This window comes from Dactylosporangium sp. NPDC000555 (assembly GCF_040300025.1).
Classification (GTDB): Bacteria; Actinomycetota; Actinomycetes; order Mycobacteriales; family Micromonosporaceae; genus Dactylosporangium.
The window spans coordinates 44733-62807 of record NZ_JBEPDB010000016.1; the positions used below are offsets into that span (position 1 = coordinate 44733).

Here is an 18075-nt window from a genome sequence, read left to right on the forward strand (position 1 = left end):
CTATCCAGTGCCGCACGGTCTGGGTCGGCTTCGTCCGACGCCGCGCGGTCGCGGTTGGCGCCATCCGGTGCCGTTCGATTTCGGTCGGCGCTGTCCCATCGCGTTCCGTCTCGGTCCGTGCCGTTCCCGCGGTCGGTGCCGTTCCAGGGTGCTCGGTCTCGGCCGGCGCGATGCCGTGCCGTCCGGTTCTGCTCCGCCCCGCTCGTCGGTCCGGCCGGCGACGTGCCTGCTCCGTCCGCCTCCGCGCCGCCCGCCCCCACTTCGTCGCCTGGTATGTCGCCTGGTATACCGCTCGACGCCGTTTCACCCGGGAACGCTTCTCCCGGGGCCGTCGCCCACCGCCCCTCGCCGGGGGGTGTGTCGGCCTCGGGTGTCGTCCACCGCCCCTCGCCCGGAGGCGTGTCGGCCTCGGGTGTCGTCCACCGCCCCTTGCCCGGGGGTGTGTCGGCCTCGGGTGTCGTCCACCGCCCCTTGCCCGGGGGCGTGTCCGCCTCGGCCGTCGCAGGGCGTTTAGCCGGGTTGGTGTCTGCCCGGGGCGAGGCCAGCTCCGCGCGGACGCGTTGCCACACGCGCTCCGGCGGCGGCGGGAGCTCCCGCAGCCGCTGCGTCTGCCGGCCGAGCGCGGCGACGTCGCGCAGCGAGTCCACGTCCGCGCGGCACCGATCGCAGGTGTCCAGGTGGTCGTTCTCGCGACGGTCGAGGGCCTGCTCACCGAGTGCCAGAAGCACCAGCCGCTCGGGCTCCAGATGCTGCACCGTCCACCTCCCAGCGGCCGCGCAGCCGCGCCATCCCGTTCCGCAGATGGCTTTTCACGGTGCCGGGCGGGAGCCCGGTCAGGGCGGCGATCCGCGGGTGGGGCAGGTCGTCGTAGAACGCCAGCTCCAGTACGCGCCGCTGCTCGCCCGGAAGGCGGGCCAGCTCGTCGGCCAGCAAGAGGCGTTCGACGATGCGGTCGGGGGGCGCGTCGCCCGCGCGGTCGCCGCCGAGGCCGGCCAATCGGCGTATCGAGTCGGTGATGCGATCGTCCCGCGCGGAGGCGCGGGTCTGGTCGACGACCTTGCGCCACGCGATGCCGAGCAGCCAGCCGAGCAGCGAGACGCGCGTCGCGTCGAAGCCCTCGCGCCCGAGCCCAGCCGTCGCGAAGGTGGCCTGCGTGACGTCCTCGGCGTCCGCGGCACTGGCGACGCCCCGCAGCGCGAGATGGAACACCGCGGGCCCGAATCGCTCGTACGCCAGCCGCAGGGCACGCTCGTCCCCGGCTCGGAACAGCTCGACGAAGCTGTCCTCGCCGTGGTCGTCGCGCGGGTGCCCGGTGCTCATCGGCACCGCCCGCCCGGATGCCGCGGTCGCCACCATCGCACGGTTACGTCCTGAAGCTCTCGGAGTTTCACGGGTTGTTCCTGACCAAGCATTCGGCGCCCGGGGCCGCGCGGATGCGCCTCGTGGGGTTTCCCACACCTCGGTTCCACCTGGGGTGGGGCTCCTTACCACCCGCACGGCCCGGAGGCGCTCTTCGGATTGCGAGAATGATCGCCGCACGTTGAACCTTGTCACCCGCAGTGACCGCAGCCGTGCTCGACGCCCGATCTCAGGCCGACGGGCATCCGGGCCGCGACCTCGATTCTTCCGGATCGATGGGCTGCCCGCGTCCGCGCGGTGGGGCCGGTGCCCGTCACGGGCGGTGCTGCCCATTACGGGCACGGACGCGGTCGCCTCGCCGCCCACGCCCGGGTGGCGGGGCGATCACCGCGCTACCGGAGGGGAAGTAAGGAGCGCCTGGCCGTTAGGCTTGGCCCCGATGCCGTACCTCGACCACGCCGCCACCACGCCGATGCTCCCGGAGGCGCTTGACGCCTACGTCGCCACGGCGCGCGAAGTCGGCAACGCTTCTTCGCTGCATGCCCCCGGCCGCCAGGCACGCCGACGGGTGGAGGAATCGCGCGAGCGGGTCGCCGCCGCGCTGGTGGCCCGCCCGTCGGAGGTGATCTTCACGGGCGGCGGCACCGAGAGCGACAACCTCGCCGTCAAGGGCGTGTTCTGGTCCCGCCGCGGCGCCGACGCGCGCCGCAACCGGGTCGTGGCCAGCTCCGTCGAGCACCACGCCGTGCTCGACTCCGTCGCCTGGCTGGAGCAGCACGAGGGCGCGGACGTCACCTGGCTGCCTGTGGACGCGCACGGGCGGGTGCGCCCGGAGGCGCTCGCCGAGGCTCTGGCCGGCGACGACGTCGCGGTGGTCACGGCCATGTGGGCCAACAACGAGGTCGGCACCGTCCAGCCCGTCGCCGAGCTGGCAGCGCTCGCCGTGCGGGCGGGCGTGCCGCTCCATACGGACGCCGTCCAGGCCGTCGGTCAGCTGCCGGTCGACTTCGCCGCGAGCGGCGCGTCCGCGCTCACGGTCAGCGGCCACAAGCTCGGTGGCCCGATCGGCGCGGGCGCGCTGCTGCTGGGCCGCGAGGTCGACTGCACGCCGCTGGCCCACGGCGGCGGTCAGGAGCGCGACGTGCGCTCCGGCACCCTGGACGTGCCCGCCATTGTGGCGTTCGCCGTGGCCCTGGAGCTGTCGGTGAAGACGCAGCGCGAGTCGGCCGAGCGCATCGGACGCCTCCGCGACGCCCTGGTCGAACGCGTCTGCGCAGCCGTACCGGAGGCCATCCTCAACGGCGACCCCGCGGACCGCCTCCCGGGCAACGCCCACTTCTCGTTCCCCGGCTGCGAGGGCGACGCGCTGTTGCTGCTCCTCGACGCCCAGGACATCGCCTGCTCGACGGGTTCGGCCTGTTCGGCTGGGGTGGCGCAGCCGTCGCACGTGCTGCTGGCCATGGGTGCCGACGACGCCCGCGCCCGTTCGTCGCTGCGCTTCACGCTCGGCCACACCTCGACCATGGACGACGTGGACGCGCTCGTCGCCGCGCTGCCCGCCGCGGTCGAACGCGCCCACCGCGCCGCCACCAAGAGCCGCTGACCTACGCCGCGGCCGTGTCCGCGCGTGGCGGGCCCGGGTCAGGGCGCGTCCGTGTGCCGTGTCCGCGCGTGACGGGCCGCGTCCGTGTGTTGCGTCTCCCGCGTCCGCGCGTGGCGGGCCGGGGCAGGGCACGTCCGTGTGCCGTGTCCGCGCGTGACGGGCCGGGTCCGTGCGTCGCGTCCGCGCGTCCGCGTGTCGCGTCCCCGGGTCCGTGTGTCGCGTCTCCCGCGTCTCCCGCGTCTCCCGCGTCTCCCGCGTCTCCCGCGTCTCCCGCGTCTCCCGCGTCTTCGCGTCCCCGGGGGTCCGTGCGTCGCGTCTCCCGCGTCCGCGCGTCCGTGTGTCGCGGCGTAGGGCCCGCGCGTCCCGACCGGCCCTGAGTTCGTGTCCGGCTCTGTGTCCGTGCTGTCGGCCGCGTCCGCGCGTGGCTGGAGCGTGTTTTTCTCGCCGGCCCGCGGGGCCGTGGACGGGCGGGAGGATGAAGGAAGGCGAGCTACCAGTGAGGAACGCCAAACGTGGTCGGCCGTCGGGGCGAAGCCGTTTGGGTGAATTAGCGCCAAGCGCGGCGAGTATTTCCTGGTAGCACGGCTGATGATTTGGTTACGGCAATTCTCTGGCGTCTTTCGGGACCCTTAGGTCTTCGCGTGCCTCTATGTTTGCGCCGTGCCACTCGAAGCCCGTTCCATGGATGACGATACCGACATCATTGCTGTTGGCGATGTCTCGTCACCCGTTTTCGTCGATGCATCCGGCCGCAGGGGAAAACGAATCCGCGTCGCGTTCGGCGTGCTTGGGGCGGCGACGCTCGTTTATGGAGCACTCGTCGCCACCAGCCTTGCCGGTGGGCCGTTGAAGCCGCAACAGTTGCTGCCTTTTCCGGATCTCGTCAATAACCTGCCCGTGCTCGACCCGCAGCCGCCCGTGCCCCAGCCGGGGGCGAAGAACACGCCGGTGGCGAACAGGCCGCTGAACTCCACCGCGAAGAAGATCGTCAAAGGCCAGCCGGTGCCGAGCGCGTCCTTGCCGCCGGGCGCCGCCGGGGTGCTGGGTACGCCCGAGGCGATCGCGACGACGGCGCCCTCCGCCGACGCGACGAGCGCCGCGCCCGAGCCGCAGCCGTCGGCCGACCCGACGCGGACCCCGCGGCCGTCGGTCCAGCCGTCCGCGTCGGTCTCGCCGACGACCCCGCAGACCGGCCAGACCGAGGGGACCTCGGGCACGCCGTCGCGCTCGGCGGGCACTGTGCCGGTCGGTGAGACGGCGACCGCGCGGCCGGGCGCGTCGAGGATGGCGGGGGGCGCCAACGGTACCGATGCGGAAACCGGCGGATCCGGCCCCGTTCCAAGCAGGACCGTGAGCGTGGGCCAGGCGTGACCGGCCGGAGGAAGAGCCGGAAGAAGCGGTTCTCGTTCGCCCGCCTCATCTTCGGCGCCGTCCTGCTGGGCATGCTCGTGGGCGTGCTGTTCGTCGAGGCCTACGTGAACGCCGAGTTCCGCCCCGACCACAGCGGAAACGCCGGACGCCATACACAAGTGCCGCAGTCGGTCGTCGACGGCGGGCCGATCATCGACACGCGCAACGGGGAGGTGCACTCCTACAGCCTGCCTCATAAGACCATCGCGCTCACCTTCGATGACGGGCCCGACCCGGTGTGGACGCCGCGCATCGAGGAAGTCCTGCGGCGGCACAACGTCAACGCGACGTTCTTCGTCGTCGGTACCCAGGTGACCCGGCACGCCGACATCGTCGCCGAGCTCGCGCGCGGAGGCGACGAGATCGGCATTCACAGCTTCACGCACCCGCGCCTGGACAAGCTGTCGCAGTGGCAGCGCGACCTGGAGTACTCGCAGACTCAGCTCGCCGTCGTACGCGCGACCGGGCGCAAGTCCGCTCTGCTGCGGCTGCCGTACTCGTCCAGCGCCAACGCCATCGACGACGACAACTGGCCGCTGATCCAGGAGGCCGGGCGGCTCGGATACCTGTCGATCATGACGGACACCGACAGCCGGGACTGGAGTCGGCCCGGCGTGGACGCGATCATGCGCGGCGCGACGCCGGAGGGCGACAGCGGCTCCATCGTGCTCATGCACGACGCGGGCGGCGACCGCGCGGAGACCGTCGCGGCGCTGGACCGGTTCATCCCGATGATGCAGCGGCGCGGGTACACCTTCACGACCGTCTCCGACGGCCTGGCGAAGGCGCTCGCGGGTCGCGACATCGCCGTCGACACCCCGGCCACCGCCACCGACAAGCGCCGCGCCCTCGCGCTCGTGACCGCCGTCTCCGTCGCCGACGGGATCATGGAGCTGCTACGGGTGCTGTTCCTGATCGTTGGGGTCCTGACGATCGGGCGCACGGCCGCGCTGTTCCTCCTCGCCGGCCGCCACGCGCGGAAGCGGCGGGCGAAGACGTGGGAATGGGGGCCGCCGGTCGAGGAGCCGGTGTCGGTCGTGGTGCCCTCCTACAACGAGAAGGAGGGCATCGAGGCCGCGGTGCGCTCCCTCGCGAACGGCGACCATCCGGGCGGGATCGAGGTCGTGGTCGTCGACGACGGCTCCACCGACGGCACCGCCGCGCTCGTGGAGGCGCTGCGGCTGCCGAACGTGCGCGTCGTGCGCATCCCCAACGGCGGCAAGGCCAACGCCCTCAACGTCGGCGTCGCCCTGGCGAAGCACGACCTGATCGTCATGGTCGACGGCGACACCGTGTTCGAGCCCGATTCGCTACGCCACCTCGTCCAGCCGTTCGCCGACCCCTCCGTCGGCGCGGTCGCGGGCAACGTCAAGGTCGGCAACCGCAAGTCGATCGTCGCGCGTTGGCAGCACATCGAGTACGTCATCGGGTTCAACCTGGACCGCCGGCTGTACGACCTGCTGCGCGTCATGCCGACGATCCCGGGCGCGATCGGTGCGTTCCGCCGTCAGGCGCTGCTCGACATCGGCGGGATCAGCCACGACACCCTGGCCGAGGACACCGACGCGACGATGGCGCTGTGCCGGACCGGCTGGCGGGTGGTCTACGAGGAGCGCGCCCGCGCGTGGACGGAGGCGCCGAGCACCCTGCGGCAGTTGTGGCTGCAACGGTACCGCTGGAGCTACGGCACGATGCAGGCGATGTGGAAGCACCGTCGGTCGCTGATCGACAGCGGCCCGTCGGGCCGGTTCGGCCGCGTCGGGCTGCCCTTCATCGCCTTCTTCGGCATCGGTCTGCCGCTGTTCGCTCCGCTGATCGACGTCCTGTTCGTGTACGGCCTGTTCTTCTCGAGCTGGAAGATCACCACGGTCGCGTGGCTGGCGATGCTGGGCATGCAGTTGCTGACCGCGATCGTCGCGTTCCGGCTGGACAGGGAGCCGCTGCGGCCGTTGTGGGTGCTGCCGCTGCAGCAGTTCGTGTACCGGCAGCTGATGTACCTCGTGCTCATCCAGTCGATGGGAACGGCCCTGACCGGGGCGCGGCTGCGCTGGCACAAGCTGCACCGGGCAGGCTCCGCCGGAGCGAACGCGCCGGTCGCGCAGTCGACGGCCCCCGCGCCCGGCGATGCGTTCGCGTCGAACGGTGCCGCCGAGTCAGAGGGGGATCATGGCCTCGCGCCGGATCGCGCGTCGGCGTCCGAGCCGCGCGGCGTCCGCGCGCCGGATCGCGCCTCCGTGCTCGGGCCGCGCGAGGTCCGTGCGTCGTACAGCCATGTCGCACCGGTGCCGGACGGGGAAAACGCGCCCGTGGGCGCGGCCGACACGGTCGGCGCGGACGCGCACGGGAGCGACGGCGCCGAGGCTTACGGGTGTGACGGCGCGCGGTCGCGAGGTGGGCAACCGCGCGGGGTGGCGCGGGTGCCGCACGCGTCCGCGCCCGAGCACCACGTCTCCGAGCACACCGCGGCGCTGTACTCCGTGTCGCACTCGACCCTGACGCGATCGAGCGCCACCGACTCCGACGAGGAGGGCTCCTGAATGCGCCGCTGGTCCCTGCGCCGTCACATCGGCGTCTCGGCGTTCGTCGTGATGTCGCTCGCGCTCGGGTCGCTCGCCACGCGCGCGCCCGGACGCGGCGAGGCCGGGTCCGACGGGCCGGCCGGAAACACCGCGGCAGCCGCCTCGCCGGCGCCGGGACAGGCGCCCGGGAGCGCGGCCGCGAGCGTTGCTGCGGCGCGGAGCCCGGACGGCCGGCGCGCCGCGCGGGTGGGGCCGGTTCAGACGATCCGTGGTGACCTGTCCGATCCGCAGAAGAAGGACATCGCGATGCGCGTCGTGTCCAGCGCGGAGAACTCCACGCTGGACTGGACCGCGCAGTACGGCTACATCGAGGACATTCACGATGGCCGCGGGTACACGGGCGGGATCGTCGGTTTCTGCAGCGGTACCGGGGACATGCGTGCCGTCGTCGAGCGGTACACGGCCGCGGTGCCGGGCAACCGCCTGGCGGCCTACCTGCCCGCGCTCAAGCGGGTCAACGGCAGCGCCTCGCACGCCGGCCTGGACCCGAACTTCACTGCCGACTGGCGCGCGGCCGCGGCCGACCCCGCGTTCCGTGCCGCACAGGACGCCGAGCGCGACCGCCTGTACTTCAACCCGGCGCTGAGCCGCGCCAAACAGGACGGGCTGCGCGTCCTGGGCCAGTTCGCGTACTACGACGCGATCGTCATGCACGGCGCGAACGGCCTGGCGAAGCTGCGCCGCACCGCGTCCGTGCACGTTCCGCCGCCGGCGAGGGGCGGCGACGAGGCGGCGTACCTGGAGGCGTTCCTGGATGCCCGGGTGCGGTTGATGGCGTCCGAACGCGGCCACGACGACGAAAGCCGCATCAACGACGCCCAGCGGGTCTTCCTGGCGGCGCGCAACTTCGACCTCGACCCGCCGCTGCACTGGCGCGTCTACGGCGACTCGTACGAGATCGCCCCCTGACCGCACCCGCGCGCCGGCGAAACGACGGGCCGCAGTCCAAGCACGCGGAGGCGAGGCCGCCCCGAGGCGCTCCAGGCGTCCGCGCGGAAGCGGTGGCCGGCGACGCGCGGGCCCCGACGGCCGCGCGGAGGCCGCGGGCGGGTGTCGCGGCCGGAGGCCGCGGGTTCTTGGCACCGCGGACGCGGCAGGGAGGGCCGCCAGGCCCGACCGGTGTCTCACGGGAGGAACGGCCGTCAGTCGCACGGACCGGAGCCATGAATCCCGAATTCTCGGCATGGGGTGGCGTCGCGGGTTGCGGCACGCGCGGAGGCATGGCGCGGCACGCCGGTAGGCTGGTGGCGTGAGAGTGCTAGCGGCGATGTCCGGCGGGGTCGACTCGGCGGTCGCGGCCGCCCGGGCGGTGGAGGCCGGGCATGACGTGACCGGTGTGCACCTCGCGCTGGCGCGCAACCCGCAGACGTATCGCACGGGCGCGCGCGGATGCTGCACGCTCGAGGACGCGCGCGACGCGCGACGGGCCGCGGACGTGATCGGGATCCCGTTCTACGTCTGGGACATGGCCGAGCAGTTCCACGAGGACGTGGTCGACGAGTTCGTGGCCGAGTACGCGGCCGGGCGCACGCCGAATCCGTGCCTGCGGTGCAACGAGAAGATCAAGTTCGCGGCGGTGCTGGATCGCGCGGTCGCGCTCGGATTCGATGCGGTCGTCACCGGGCACCACGCGCGGCTCGGGGCGGACGGGCTGCTGCGGCGCAGCGTCGACCAGGCGAAGGACCAGTCCTACGTGCTGGCGGTGCTGACCCGCGCGCAGCTGGACAGGGCCGTGTTCCCGCTCGGGGACTCCACGAAGGCCGAGGTGCGCGCGGAGGCGGCGGCGCGGGGGCTGGCCGTCGCCGACAAGCCCGACAGCCACGACATCTGCTTCATCGCCGACGGCGACACGAAGCGGTTCCTCGCCGAGCGGCTCGGGCAGGCGCCCGGAGACATCGTCGACGCGACGACCGGGGCGGTGATCGGGCGGCACGAGGGTGCTTACGCGTACACGGTCGGCCAGCGCCGCGGGCTCGACCTGCGGGTGTCCGCGCCCGACCGCCGCCCGCGCTACGTGCTGTCGATCACGCCGGTGACCAACACCGTCACGGTCGGACCCGCGTCCGCGCTGGACGTGTCGACCGTGGTGGGGCAGCGGCCGGTCTGGACGGTGCCCACGGAGCGCGAGGTCGCCTGCCAGGTACAGATGCGGGCGCACGGCGACACGGTTCCCGCGTCCGTGCGGCTGGAGGAGGGGCGCCTCGTCGCCTCGCTCGGACGCCCGGCGCGCGGGATCGCGACCGGGCAGGCGATCGTGTGCTACGAGCCCTCGCCGGACGGCGACATCGTGCTCGGCTCGGCCACGATCTCGCAGACCTCGTGATTTCGGAGCAGACGTGACGTCCTTCCCCTGGCCGGTCGGGTCCGCCACCGGCATCGGCTCGATGCCCGGCAGCGACATCGCCGAGGCGCAGCGCATCGTCCTGGGCGAGCTGCCCGACCTGCCCCACCTGCCGGAGCTGCCCGCGCGCGGCCCGGGTGCGGACATGATCGGGCGCGGGGGCGCGTTCCTGGTCGAGCTGCCGATCGAGCTGTACGCCGCGCGGTGGCGCATGGCCGCCCGGCCCGGACACGACCTTCGCGTCGCGCGCGACCTGCTCGAACGCGACCTGGACACGATGACGGAGCAGGCCGCCGAGTTCGCCGGCGTGTTCAAGGTGCAGGTACCCGGGCCGTGGACGCTTGCCGCCTCACTTGCGCTGCCGATCGGCGGCCAGGTGCTGCGCGACCCGGGCGCCTGCCGGGACCTGGTGGAGTCGCTCATCGACGGCGTCCGCGCGCACGTCGCGGAGGTGCGTGCGCGGCTGCCGCACGCGACCGTGCTGCTGCAGCTCGACGAGCCGTCGCTGCCGGCGGTGCTCGCGGGGCGGGTGCCGACCGAGAGCGGGTTCGGCACGCTGCGGGCCGTGGACCCGGCCGTCGCCCGGACGGCGCTGTCGGGGGTCATCGCCGCGGCCGGCGTGCAGGTCGTGGTCCATTGCTGCGCCCCCTCGGCACCGCTGCAGCTGCTCCGCGAGGCCGGCGCCCTCGGCGTGGCCCTGGACCTGTCGCTGGTGCGCGACCTCGACGGGCTGGGTGAGCACCTGGACGCCGGCATGGGGCTGTTCGCCGGGGTGGCCGGGCGCTCGTCGGCGGACCTGGCCGGGCAGGTCCGCGACCTGTGGCGCAAGCTGGGCTTCCCGCTCAAGACGATGGCCGCGCAGGTGGTCGTCACGCCGCCGTGCGGGCTACCGGCCGACGCCGGGGCGCGCTCGACGCTGACCGCAGTCCGCGAGGCCGGCCGCCGGCTGACCGACGACGCCGAGTAGCGGGTTTTCTGTCGTACCCCCACGGTAAGTTCACTGCCATGACCGAAGCACAGGCCGAACCGACGATCGAGGCGCGTGAGCGGCACGCGGAGCTGTCCCGTGAGCTGGACGAGCACCAGTACCGCTACTACGTGCTGCAGTCGCCGGCGGTCGACGACTCGGTCTACGACGGGCTCATGCGCGAGCTGGAGGCGATCGAGGCGCAGTTCCCGTCGCTGGTCACGCCCGATTCCCCGAGCCAGCGGGTCGGCGGCACGTTCTCGACCGACTTCGCCTCCGTCACGCACCGGGAGCGGATGCTCAGCCTCGACAACGCGCTCAACGAGGCCGCGCTCGACGCCTGGGTCGAGCGGGTGGAGCGGGACGCCGGGAGCAAGCCGCGCTACCTGTGCGAGCTCAAGATCGACGGGCTGGCGCTCAACCTGACCTATGAGAAGGGGCGGCTCACCAGGGCAGCGACCCGCGGCGACGGGCGCACCGGCGAGGACATCACGTTCAACGCCCGCACCATCCGCGAGATCCCCGAGCTGCTCGCCGGCGACGAGGTGCCCGACCTGCTCGAGGTGCGCGGCGAGGTGTTCTTCACCCTGGAGGGGTTCCAGGAGGTCAACGCCGCACAGGTGGCGGCGGGGGAGCAGCCGTTCGCCAACCCGCGCAACGCGGCCAGCGGCAGCCTGCGGCAGAAGGACCCGCACATCACCGCCTCCCGGCCGATGCGCATGCTGGTGCACGGGTTCGGCGCCCGGGAGGGGTTCAACCCGGCCAGCCAGTCCGAGGCCTACGAGATGATGCGGGCCTGGGGGCTGCCGACGTCGAAGCGGTGGGGAGTCCATGACGACCTGGCCGGCGTCAAGGCATACATCGAGGAGTATGGCGAGCGGCGCCACAAGCTCGAGCACGAGATCGACGGCGTGGTCGTGAAGATCGACCAGATGTCGATCCAGCGCCGGCTCGGCTCGACCAGCAAGGCGCCACGGTGGGCGATCGCGTTCAAATACCCGCCCGAAGAGGCGATGACCAAGCTGATCGACGTGCAGGTCAACGTGGGGCGGACCGGTCGCGTCACGCCGTTCGCCGTGATGGAGCCGGTGTTTGTCGGCGGCGTCACCGTCCGGCAGGCGACCCTGCACAACGCCCAGGAGGTCGTGCGCAAGGGCGTGCTCATCGGCGACACCGTCGTGATCCGCCGCGCCGGCGAGGTGATCCCGGAGGTGCTCGGCCCGGTCGCCGACCGGCGCGACGGCACCGAGCGCGCGTTCGTCATGCCGACCGAGTGCCCCTCCTGCGGCACGACGCTCGCCCCCGAGAAGGAGAGCGACGTCGACATCCGCTGCCCCAACGCGCAGCACTGCCCGGCCCAGCTGCGCGAGCGGCTGTTCGGCCTGGCCGGCCGGGGTGCGCTGGACATCGAGGCGCTCGGGATGGAGGCCGCCACGGCGCTGCTCGAGTCGGTGATCCGGAACGAGAGCGAGCTGTTCGACGTCGACGCCGAGCGCCTCGCGCGCTCGCCGTTCTTCGTCAACAAGAACGGGGCCCTGGGCTCCAACGCGCTCAGCCTGCTGGCCAACCTGGAGGAGGTCAAGAAGCGCCCGCTGTGGCGGGTCCTCGTCGCCCTCTCCATCCGCCACGTGGGCCCGACCGCCGCGCAGGCCCTGGCCAACTCGCTCGGCTCGATGGACGCGATCGCCAACGCCACCACGGAGGAACTCGTCGCCGTCGAGGGCGTCGGCCCGACCATCGCGCGCGCCGTGCACGACTGGTTCGCCGTCGACTGGCACCGCGACTGGGTGGCCCGCTGGGGCGCGGCCGGCGTGCGCATGGAGGAGGAGCGCGTCGACACCGGGCCGCGCCCGCTGGAGGGCATCACGGTCGTGGTGACGGGATCCCTGGAGCGGTTCTCCCGGGACCAGGCCACCGAGGCCGTCACCTCGCGCGGCGGCAAGGTCTCCGGTTCGGTGTCGAAGAAGACCCACTTCGTGGTCGTCGGGGAGTCCCCGGGCTCCAAGGCCGAGAAGGCCGGGTCCCTGAAGGTTCCGATCCTCGACGAGGCCGGCTTCGAGATCCTGCTCAGCAACGGTCCCGATGCGGCTCGCTCGGCTGCGCAGGCCGTGGAGGCGTCCGAGGGGGAGGGCGAGGAGGCGTCCGCGGGGGAGTAGGCGCGAGTGCGCGGTTCGTGGGTGGTTTGGTCGGCGTGGGCGGCCGGCTCGCGTGGTGACGCCGCTTCGGTGGCGGCGGTGTGTGGCCTGGTTCCGCCGCGTCCCGGCAAGGCTTGCGGACTCACGGCGCTCATGCGCTGACCAAGAGCGTCTGTCAACAACGCTGGGACGCCCACGACCGAAAGCCGCGTGACACTCCAACCCGGTAAACGTTCTTGATCAGCGCACCTCGCTCGCGTCCGGCGGCACCGCAGGGGTCTTTCCGCGCGAACGGCGCAGGGCGTAGACCAGGGCCGTGGCACCGATCAGGGCCTCGGCCAACCAGATCGCGACGTTGACCGGGCGGTAGGGGTATTCGGTGAAGTCGATGTTCGGGCTCAGCCCGGCAAAGTACAAGGCGGGCTCCACGATCAGGCCGACCCCCAGTAGTACCGGGCCCAGGCGGTCGCGCCGGGCCACCCACCGGTAGCCGAGATAGCCGGCCACGGCCCCGGTCACCAGGCCGATCAGCAGCCAAGGGCGGGCGCCGAACAGCAGCAGGCGCAGCCAGTACTCGTACGCGACGCGCAGTGCGGCCGACTCCGGCGTTGACGGCGGCAGGCCCCACTTGCTTCGGGCGTCGATGCCGACCGCGAAGATGTTGTAGAAGCCGCACACCGTCACGGCTGCCGCAGCGGCGCCGGTAAGGGCGGCCGACCAAGCCTTGCGGGCTGTCCACGCGCTGGCCAGGAAGCCGATCACCAGGTACGGGGCGGCGAGGTTGCCAATCCAGAACGTACCTGGGTCCTCGGGGGCGGGGATCCGACCGGTCAGCCAGCCGTACGCGAACGCGAGGACGAGGGCGATCGTGATCTTCACGATCGCCGACCATACAGTCGCGCATACGTCCGGGTACGGTGCCGTGGGGTCGCGGCACGCCGACCCGTCTCCCGGCGTGGCCCGGCTGCGGTCTGCATGACTGCGGTCGCGGTGTCGACCGTGAAGGCGAATGAACGGCGGCGCGCAGCCGCCAGGCCTGGCACGGCCCGATGCGGCCCCGCCCGGCTCGGCCACGGCCGCCGTCCGGGCACGACCTGAGTCTTCGAGTCGCCCACCGGCGCACGTCCGGGCGCCTCCGTGGCGACATCCGGGCCGCTCAGACCGAAAATCACCCCCCGTGGTCGAGCCGGCAACCCCGCGAAGCGCGCATTCCGCAACCACCGCACGGCATCGGAGAGTAATCGCTTCAGCATGACCACGTAACTGTATTGCCGTCGTCATCGCGGTCAATGTGTGACCATTACGCTAAGTTCGCAATCGGTTACACGGCAACGATATTCAAGCTGATCTGTCCACTGTGGCATCGCCCGGTCGGTTGAATAGCGGGACGTTTCTGCATCGATTCGGGATCCTTTCCTGATTTCTCCATGGCGGAGGGTGCAGGCTCGCTAGGCGTCCGAACGATGTCGTACGGCCCGCCAGGCGAGCCGGCCAAGCAGAGAGCGGGGACCGGATGGAGCAGAGCGCGTTGCGCAACACCGCGCCGCCTCGGCATCGACATCGGTTCTTCGCGTACGTCGCGATCGTCATCGGGCTCGCCGCCGTCATGCTCGTGCTGAGCGTGGCGCGGGAGGGGCTGCCCGGGCACGCGGACCCGGCGTTCTGGGTGTTCGCTGGGCTGGCCGTGGTCGCCGACACGCCGCCGTTCGTCCAGGGCGGGCGGGACGAGTCGAAGCCGACGTTCCCGTCGGTGTGCTTCACGTTCGCGATCTTGATCGCGTACGGGTGCGCGCCCGCGGTGGTGGTGCAGCTGGCGGCGGTGGTCGTCGTGGCGGTGTGGCAGAAGCACGCGTTCTGGCGCGCGGCGTTCAACGCGTCGCAGTACATGCTGTCGTTCCTCGCGGCCGGGCTGCTGCTGCCGGGCGGGCCGCGCGGGGGCGCGCACGAACTGCTCGGCGGGGCGGCGGTGCTGTGGGTGCTGGCCGGCGCGGTCGCCTGGTTCGTGGTCAGCAACCTGCTCGTGTCGACCGCGGTGTGGCTGCGCTTCGGCGGCGGCTGGCGGGCGGGGATGTGGCGGGGCGTCGTCGCCGACGCGCTGCCGACCGGTGCGCTGCTGCTGTCCGCGCCCGGGCTGGTCGCAGCCGCGCACGTCGGCGTGTGGCTGGTGCCGCTGGCGCTGGTGTCGCTGTTCGCGGTACGACGGATGACCACGCTCGCCGCCCAGCGCGTCCGGGCCGGGCACCTCGACCCGCTGACCGGGCTGGCCAACCGCAAGGCGCTCGAGCACGCGGTCGCGGGCGCGCTGCACGAGCACGCCGAGCGCGCCGAGGGCGGCGCGGACGAGCGGCGCCTGGCCCTGCTGCTGCTCGACCTGGACGCCTTCAAGCAGGTCAACGACGCGCTCGGGCACCGGGTCGGGGACCGGCTGCTGGTCGAGGTCGGCGAGCGGCTCACCGCGGCCGCGGCCGCAACCGGGGCCGACATCCTCGTCGGGCGGCTCGGCGGGGACGAGTTCGCCGTGGTGGTACCGCATCTGCGCGACACCGCCGACGCGCGCCGGTGCGCGGTGGAGATCATGTCGGCGCTGGCCGAGCCGGTGCCGCTGGACGGGCTGCCGATCGAGGTCTGCGCGTCGGTGGGCGTCGCGGTGTATCCGGAGCACGGCAGCGACTTCGCGGAGCTGATGCGGCACGCCGACGTCGCGATGTACGACGCGAAGGGCCGCGGCGACAACCTGGCCGTGTACGCGCCCGAGTCCGACCACAACTCGCCGGAGCGGCTGAGCCTGCTCGCGGACCTGCGCCGAGCGTTGGAGTCCGGGCCGGACAGCGGCATCGAGCTGTACTACCAGCCCCAGGTGGAGCTCGCGACCGGGGCCGTCGTAGGCGTCGAGGCGCTGCTGCGGTGGCGGCACCCGGACCGCGGGCCGATCGACCCGGAGGAGCTCATCCGGGCCGCCGAGCACAGCTCCGTCATGCGCCTGCTCACGCTGCGCATCGTCGACGAGGTCATCGGCCAGCTCGCCGCGTGGCGCAGCACGACACCGGCGGCCGAGGACGTGCGCGTCGCCGTGAACGTGAGCGTGCGGGACCTGCACACCGGGGAGATCGCCGACCGGATCACGGCCCGGCTGCACCAGATGTCGGTCGACCCGTCGCGGCTGCAGCTCGAGATCACCGAGAGCGCGCTGATGGCCGACCCGCGCCGGGTGCTCGCGACGCTCGCGTGCCTGAAGAAACTGGGCGTGGCGATCGCGCTGGACGACTTCGGCACCGGGTACTCCTCGATGCTGCACCTGCGCCGCCTGCCGCTCGCCGAGGTGAAGATCGATCGCTCGTTCGTGCTCGGCGCGGCGACCGACCCGGACGACGCGGCGATCGTGCGCTCGATGATCGACTTGGCGCGGGCGCTCGGGTTGCGCGTCGTCGCGGAGGGTGTCGAGGACGAGCGCACCTGGCGGATGCTCGTCGAGGCCGGCTGCGATCTGGCGCAGGGCTGGTACTTCGCCCGCCCCATGCCCCCGACCCAGCTGCTCGACTGGCTGTCGAAACGGAACCGGTCCACCGTCGCGCACAGCGGGTGACACCCACGAAATAGACTCGTCGGGTCGACGCCGGCATGTCACGCTGCGTCGAAGCCGACGACCTGAAGGAGAAGCGCGCCGATGGCCACGATTTCCCGCGAGGAGGTGGCGCATCTCGCGCGCCTCGCGCGGCTTGCCGTCACCGATGAGGAACTCGGCACCTTCGCCGGGCAGCTCGACGTGATCCTGCAGGCCGTTGCCCAGGTGGGCGAGATCGCAGCGGCCGACGTGCCGCCGACCTCCCACTCCGTGCCGCTGACCAATGTGTACCGCGACGACGTCGTCGTGCCCGGCCTGGTGCGCGAGGACGCGCTGGCCGGCGCGCCCGACGCCGAGGAGAACCGCTTCCGCGTCCCGCGGATCCTGGACGAGGAGGCCTGAGTTCATGTCCGAACTGACCGACCTGACGAAGCTCTCCGCGTCCGAGCTGGGCCGGCGGCTGGCCGCCCGAGAGGTGTCGGCGATCGAGGTCGCCACCGCGCACCTGGACCGCATCGAGGCCGTGGAGGGCAAGGTCCACGCTTTCCTGTACGTCGACCGCGAGGGCGCGCTGGAGGCCGCCCGCGCCTCCGACGACCGGATCGCCCGGGGCGAGGCCGCGGGTCCGCTGGACGGGGTGCCGATCGGCGTCAAGGACGTCATCACCACCCGCGGTGTGCCCACGACCGCGGGCTCGAAGATCCTCGAGGGCTGGCGCCCGCCGTACGACGCCACGATCATGACCCGCCTGCGCGAGGCCGGGCTCGTCATGGTCGGCAAGACCAACATGGACGAGTTCGCGATGGGCTCGTCGACGGAGTACTCCGCCTTCGGCCCGACGTACAACCCCTGGGACACCACCCGGATCCCCGGCGGCTCCGGCGGCGGCTCGGCGGCCGCGGTGGCCGCGTACGAGGCCCCGCTCGCCATCGGCACGGACACGGGCGGGTCGATCCGCCAGCCGGCCGCCGTCACCGGCACCGTGGGCGCGAAGCCGACCTACGGCGGCACCTCGCGGTACGGCCTGATCGCCTTCTCCTCGTCCCTGGACACGCCCGGCCCCTGCGCGCGGACCGTCGAGGACGCGGCGCTGCTCCACGCGGTGATCGGCGGGCACGACCCGCGCGACTCGACCTCGATCCCGCAGCCGGTGCCGGACGTCGTCGCCGCGGCGCGGCTCGGCGCGACCGGCGACCTCAGCGGCGTGCGTCTCGGCCTGGTCCGGGAGTTCGCCGGCGAGGGCGCCGAGGCCGGGGTCGCCGCGGTGTACCGCGAGTCGATCGACGCGCTGGTCAAGCTCGGCGCCGAGGTCGTCGAGGTGTCCTGCCCGAGCTTCAAGTTCGCGCTGCCGGCGTACTACCTGATCGCGCCCAGCGAGTGCTCGTCCAACCTCGCGCGCTTCGATGGCGTCCGCTACGGCCTGCGCGCCGGCGACGACGGCAAGCACTCGCTCGAGGAGGTCATGTCGATCACGCGCGACGCCGGCTTCGGCCCGGAGGTCAAGCGGCGCATCATCCTCGGCACGTATGCGCTGTCCGCCGGGTACTACGACGCCTACTACGGCCAGGCGCAGAAGGTGCGCACGCTGATCAGCCGGGACTTCGCCGCGGCGTTCGAGGCGGCGGACGTGCTCGTCGCGCCGACGACGCCGTTCGTGGCGTTCCCCCTGGGCTCGCGCACGTCCGACCCCTACCAGATGTACCTCGCGGACCTGTACACGATCCCGTCGAACCTCTACGGCGGGCCGGCCATCTCGGTGCCGGCCGGGCTGTCGGAGGGGCTGCCGGTCGGCCTGCAGATCATGGCGCCGACGATGGCCGACGATCGCATGTACCGGGTAGCGGCCGCGCTGGAGTCGGCGCTGCCGCCGCTCACGCCGCCGGCGCTGTAGACCAGAGGCGGGGCGGCGCGCGCCGCCCCGCTCATCTTCCCTGGCGCCAGGAGAACGGGCCAGGCAGGTCAACGCGGTTCTTCCGGCTCCGCGAGTTCCACGACCACGGGCCTAGCTTGAAGCTCCACGAGGAGAATCCCTCCTGCGTGAAGTGGAGAATGAAAGGGCCGAACTTCTTGCTCCTCCGAAACTGCACGGGCATGGCGTCGCTCCTCTCAGATGCGCGAT

13 protein-coding genes are annotated in these 18075 nt (G+C 72.5%); 10 read left to right on the plus strand and 3 right to left on the minus strand.

Features of this window, described 5'->3' with window-relative positions; translation table 11 throughout:
* Positions 1-708: 708 nt before the first annotated feature.
* Positions 709-1320 carry an RNA polymerase sigma factor gene (locus ABT297_RS13235; protein ID WP_350548501.1) on the minus strand — a complete coding sequence of 204 codons (612 nt, stop codon included), beginning with the start codon at positions 1318-1320 and terminating at the stop codon, positions 709-711.
* A 478-nt stretch (positions 1321-1798) separates the two neighbouring features.
* Here ABT297_RS13235 and ABT297_RS13240 point away from each other — a divergent pair, with 478 nt between their 5' ends.
* The 7 genes from ABT297_RS13240 to ligA all read left to right on the plus strand — a co-directional run bounded on the left by ABT297_RS13240 (position 1799) and on the right by ligA (position 12415).
* Positions 1799-2962 carry a cysteine desulfurase family protein gene (locus ABT297_RS13240; RefSeq protein WP_350548379.1) on the plus strand — a complete coding sequence of 388 codons (1164 nt, stop codon included), beginning with the start codon at positions 1799-1801 and terminating at the stop codon, positions 2960-2962.
* Positions 2963-3622: 660 nt separating this feature from the next.
* Positions 3623-4333, plus strand: coding sequence for a hypothetical protein (locus ABT297_RS13245; protein WP_350548381.1), 711 nt, complete (start codon positions 3623-3625; stop codon positions 4331-4333).
* Positions 4330-6909, plus strand: coding sequence for a glycosyltransferase (locus tag ABT297_RS13250; protein WP_350548383.1), 2580 nt, complete (start codon positions 4330-4332; stop codon positions 6907-6909). Before ABT297_RS13245 ends, ABT297_RS13250 begins: the two co-directional genes overlap by 4 nt.
* Positions 6910-7860, plus strand: coding sequence for a chitosanase (locus ABT297_RS13255; protein ID WP_350548385.1), 951 nt, complete (start codon positions 6910-6912; stop codon positions 7858-7860).
* 340 nt (positions 7861-8200) lie between these two features.
* The gene (mnmA, locus tag ABT297_RS13260; protein ID WP_350548387.1) at positions 8201-9274 is read left to right on the plus strand and encodes a tRNA 2-thiouridine(34) synthase MnmA; all 1074 of its coding nucleotides are present in this window, start codon (positions 8201-8203) and stop codon (positions 9272-9274) included.
* A 61-nt stretch (positions 9275-9335) separates the two neighbouring features.
* Positions 9336-10259, plus strand: coding sequence for a uroporphyrinogen decarboxylase/cobalamine-independent methonine synthase family protein (locus ABT297_RS13265; RefSeq protein ID WP_350548503.1), 924 nt, complete (start codon positions 9336-9338; stop codon positions 10257-10259).
* Positions 10260-10297: 38 nt separating this feature from the next.
* Entirely contained in the window at positions 10298-12415 is a 2118-nt protein-coding gene (ligA, locus tag ABT297_RS13270; RefSeq protein WP_350548389.1) for an NAD-dependent DNA ligase LigA, read from the plus strand.
* 219 nt (positions 12416-12634) lie between these two features.
* Here ligA and ABT297_RS13275 read toward each other — a convergent pair whose 3' ends face one another.
* Positions 12635-13273 (minus strand): hypothetical protein, encoded by a 639-nt coding sequence (locus tag ABT297_RS13275; RefSeq protein ID WP_350548391.1) that lies wholly within the window; start codon positions 13271-13273, stop codon positions 12635-12637.
* A 634-nt stretch (positions 13274-13907) separates the two neighbouring features.
* On the opposite strand from ABT297_RS13275, the gene ABT297_RS13280 reads away from it, so the two are divergent.
* The 3 genes from ABT297_RS13280 (at position 13908) to gatA (ending at position 17847) form a co-directional block, all read left to right on the plus strand.
* Positions 13908-15977: a putative bifunctional diguanylate cyclase/phosphodiesterase gene (locus ABT297_RS13280; protein ID WP_350548393.1), complete on the plus strand. Its 2070-nt coding sequence runs from the start codon at positions 13908-13910 to the stop codon at positions 15975-15977.
* An 81-nt stretch (positions 15978-16058) separates the two neighbouring features.
* Entirely contained in the window at positions 16059-16358 is a 300-nt protein-coding gene (gene gatC / locus ABT297_RS13285; RefSeq protein ID WP_350548395.1) for an Asp-tRNA(Asn)/Glu-tRNA(Gln) amidotransferase subunit GatC, read from the plus strand.
* 13 nt (positions 16359-16371) lie between these two features.
* Positions 16372-17847 (plus strand): Asp-tRNA(Asn)/Glu-tRNA(Gln) amidotransferase subunit GatA, encoded by a 1476-nt coding sequence (gatA, locus tag ABT297_RS13290; RefSeq protein WP_350548505.1) that lies wholly within the window; start codon positions 16372-16374, stop codon positions 17845-17847.
* Positions 17848-17878: 31 nt separating this feature from the next.
* Here the strand turns inward: gatA and ABT297_RS13295 are convergent, their stop codons facing one another.
* On the minus strand, positions 17879-18049 hold the full coding sequence (locus ABT297_RS13295; protein ID WP_350548397.1) for a DUF4236 domain-containing protein: 171 nt from the start codon (positions 18047-18049) through the stop codon (positions 17879-17881).
* Between the last annotated feature and the right edge of the window lie 26 nt (positions 18050-18075).

Coding starts and splice junctions, on each gene's coding strand:
- ABT297_RS13295 (WP_350548397.1), bottom strand. CDS start 18,049: ATGCCCGTGCAGTTTCGGAGGAGCAAGAAGTTCGGCCCTTTCATTCTC.
- ABT297_RS13265 (WP_350548503.1), top strand. CDS start 9,336: ATGCCCGGCAGCGACATCGCCGAGGCGCAGCGCATCGTCCTGGGCGAG.
- gatC (WP_350548395.1), top strand. CDS start 16,059: ATGGCCACGATTTCCCGCGAGGAGGTGGCGCATCTCGCGCGCCTCGCG.
- ABT297_RS13240 (WP_350548379.1), top strand. CDS start 1,799: ATGCCGTACCTCGACCACGCCGCCACCACGCCGATGCTCCCGGAGGCG.
- ABT297_RS13255 (WP_350548385.1), top strand. CDS start 6,910: ATGCGCCGCTGGTCCCTGCGCCGTCACATCGGCGTCTCGGCGTTCGTC.
- ABT297_RS13280 (WP_350548393.1), top strand. CDS start 13,908: ATGGAGCAGAGCGCGTTGCGCAACACCGCGCCGCCTCGGCATCGACAT.
- ligA (WP_350548389.1), top strand. CDS start 10,298: ATGACCGAAGCACAGGCCGAACCGACGATCGAGGCGCGTGAGCGGCAC.
- ABT297_RS13235 (WP_350548501.1), bottom strand. CDS start 1,320: ATGAGCACCGGGCACCCGCGCGACGACCACGGCGAGGACAGCTTCGTC.